Genomic DNA, 3,428 nt, shown 5'->3' with positions numbered 1-3,428 from the left:
AGTCTAGGTTGGCCGCCCCTAGGGTGCGATTTTGGATGCGCCTGAAGCAAATCTACGAAAAACTGTTCAATTTGCCTCTTGGAAATCTTTCCGACGAAGTGCACATTGGTGATCTGCTTAGCGATGTCTGACGAATGTGCTGAGGGATTGGATTGAAAACGTAGAGAACGCCATGTCCGACCAAGATATTTTGAGTGATGCCGAGCGCGAGGCGCTGAGTGCCGTCATGCTCGAACCCGATTTGCCGCTGCAGCGGGTTCTGATCGTCGATGACGATAAAGACGCGCGCGAGTTGTTGTCGCAAATTCTTGGATTGAACGGTATTCGCTGCATCACCGCTGCCAGCGGTGAAAGCGCACTCAAGCTGCTGGTTACTGAAGAAGAAGTGCAAAAGCTTTCAATCGGTCTGGTGATCACTGACTTGCGCATGGGCAATGTCGATGGCCTCGAACTTATCCGTCAGGTACGTGAGTCGGTACGGGCGGCCTTGCCGATCATCATCATCTCCGGTGACGCTGACGTAAAAGACGCCATCGCGGCCATGCATTTGAGCGTGGTGGATTTTCTGCTCAAGCCTATTGATCCCGAGATATTGCTGGGTTTGGTCAAGCATGAGCTGGGAATAGAGCCCCAACGTTAGCTGAAGAGCTTTTGTGGCGAGGGGGCTTGCCCCTGTTGGGCTGCAAAGCGGCCCTAATCTTCGCACCTGCTTTTATCTTGATATATCGCGTGCGCTGACTTTACGACTGCTGCGCAGCCGAACGGGGGCAAGCCCCCTCGCCACAAGTCATTGCAGGCGCTAATAAAAAGGCCCTGATCTTTCGATCAGGGCCTTTTTTTGCGCGGTGTTATCGCTTACTTACAGGCCATTGGCAGCCTTGAACTCGCGACGACGACGGTGCAGAACCGGCTCGGTGTAGCCGTTCGGCTGTTTGGTGCCTTCGACCACCAGTTCGACCGCCGCCTGGAAGGCGATGTTGCTGTCGAAGTTCGGAGCCAGCGGACGGTACAGCGCGTCATTGGCGTTCTGACGGTCAACCACTGGCGCCATGCGCTTGAGGCTTTCCATCACTTGTTCTTCGGTGACGATGCCGTGGCGCAGCCAGTTGGCGATGTGCTGGCTGGAAATACGCAGCGTCGCACGGTCTTCCATCAGGCCGACGTCGTTGATGTCCGGCACTTTCGAGCAACCCACGCCCTGGTCGATCCAGCGCACGACATAACCGAGAATGCCCTGGGCGTTGTTGTCCAGTTCGTTCTTGATCTGTTCTGCGGTCCATTGCGGGTTCACCGCCAATGGAATGGTCAGGATGTCGTCCACCGAAGCACGAGTACGCTTGGCCAGTTCAGCCTGACGGGCGAACACGTCAACCTTGTGGTAATGCAGCGCGTGCAGTGCAGCGGCGGTCGGCGATGGAACCCAGGCAGTGTTGGCGCCGGCCAGTGGGTGAGCGATTTTCTGTTCGAGCATCGCGGCCATCAGGTCGGGCATGGCCCACATGCCTTTACCAATCTGCGCGCGACCTTGCAGGCCGGTGCTCAAACCGATATCGACGTTCCAGTTCTCGTAAGCGCCAATCCACTTCTCGGCCTTCATGTCGGCCTTGCGCACCATCGGCCCGGCTTCCATGGAGGTGTGGATTTCATCGCCCGTGCGGTCGAGGAAACCGGTGTTGATAAACACCACGCGCTCGCTGGCGGCCTTGATGCAGGCCTTGAGGTTGACCGTGGTGCGGCGCTCCTCGTCCATGATCCCGACTTTCAGCGTGTTGCGCGGCAAGCCGAGAATTTCTTCGATGCGACCGAACAGCTCGTTGGTGAACGCAGCTTCTTCCGGGCCGTGCATTTTCGGCTTCACGATGTAAACCGAACCGGTGCGGCTGTTCTTGCGTGAATTGCTGCCGTTAAGGCTGTGGACAGCCGCGAGGCTGGTCACCAGACCGTCGAGAATGCCTTCCGGTACTTCGTTGCCGTCTTTATCGATGATGGCGTCGATGGTCATCAGGTGACCGACGTTACGCACGAACAACAACGAACGACCGTGCAGGCTCAGTTCTTTGCCATCGACACCGGTGTAGGTGCGGTCGGCGTTCATGGTGCGGGTAAAGGTMTGGCCGCCCTTGGAGACTTCTTCCGACAGATCGCCCTTCATCAGGCCGAGCCAGTTGCGGTAGATCACCACTTTGTCATCAGCATCGACGGCGGCGACGGAATCTTCGCAGTCCATGATGGTGGTCAGCGCGGCTTCCATCAGGATGTCTTTGACGCCGGCAGCGTCGGTCTGGCCGACCGGAGTACTGGCATCGATCTGGATTTCGAAATGCAGGCCGTTGTTTTTCAGCAGGATCGCGGTCGGAGCGTTAGCTTCGCCGTGGAAGCCGATCAGTTGGGCGTCGTTGCGCAGGCCGGTGTTGCTGCCACCTTTAAGGGCGACCACCAATTTGCCGTCAACGATTTTGTAGCCGGTGGAATCGACGTGGGAGCCGGCCGCCAAGGGAGCTGCTTCGTCGAGGAAAGCACGGGCGAAGGCAATGACCTTGTCGCCGCGAACCTTGTTGTAGCCTTTGCCTTTCTCCGCGCCGTCAGCTTCGCTAATGGCGTCGGTGCCGTAGAGCGCGTCGTACAGCGAACCCCAGCGGGCGTTCGAAGCATTGAGCGCGAAACGGGCATTCATCACCGGAACCACGAGCTGTGGACCGGCCATGCGGGCGATTTCGTCATCGACGTTCTGCGTCGTTGCCTGGAAATCGGCTGCTTCTGGCAGCAGATAACCGATGTCTTGCAGGAAGGCTTTATAAGCCGCGGCGTCGTGCGCCTGACCGGCACGGGATTGGTGCCAGCCATCGATACGAGCCTGGAAATCATCGCGTTTGGCGAGTAGGGCTTTGTTCTTCGGCGCCAGGTCATGAATGACCTTGTCGGCACCGGCCCAGAACTTATCGGCGGTGAGGCCGGTACCGGGAATGGCTTCGTTGTTCACGAAGTCGAACAGGACTTTGGCGACCTGCAGGCCACCGACTTGAACGTGTTCAGTCATTGCTTGCCTCACTCTGCTCAGCTATTTCGCTTTTCAGCTCTTCAATTTTGACAATGAAGCCTATGGCCATTTAAACCACAAACCCGTCCTCCAGTACATGCCCAAACGGGCGGCTGGGTTCGGTCCGATCAACGGCTTTGAGGCCTTGCTGACTGGGCTTTTCAGGGTTGCGAGTATGCCTGTGGCAGACATCGATCCAACGTTATGTAGTGCGCGCTGCGGCATACTACATGATGAATTGCGCTTGTGAAAATTAGACTAATTACGTCGTTCTGCGACCCCGTGACGCATTGCAGTCATGTCGGGGAACGGGATGTTCTCAAAAAACTATTGGATTGTTCCAGTTAAATATAAAAAGTTGTACACGATTTGTTGTGGGCAGGTTCAAAGG

2 protein-coding genes are annotated in these 3,428 nt (G+C 56.8%); one reads left to right on the top strand and one right to left on the bottom strand.

The window, feature by feature from the left end:
• Positions 1 to 172: 172 nt before the first annotated feature.
• Complete coding sequence (locus AC1DRJ_RS22005) at positions 173 to 640, top strand: response regulator (protein WP_477804001.1); 468 nt, start codon at positions 173 to 175, stop codon at positions 638 to 640.
• Between the two features lie 219 nt (positions 641 to 859).
• Here the strand turns inward: AC1DRJ_RS22005 and AC1DRJ_RS22000 are convergent, their stop codons facing one another.
• Positions 860 to 3,037, bottom strand: a complete 2,178-nt coding sequence (locus AC1DRJ_RS22000) for a malate synthase G (protein WP_477804000.1) — start codon at positions 3,035 to 3,037, stop codon at positions 860 to 862.
• Positions 3,038 to 3,428 lie beyond the last annotated feature (391 nt).

It is taken from the genome of Pseudomonas sp. P5_B2 (assembly GCF_056400445.1).
Note: the sequence above shows the minus strand (reverse complement) of the source record. Positions and strands in the feature narration are given on the sequence as shown.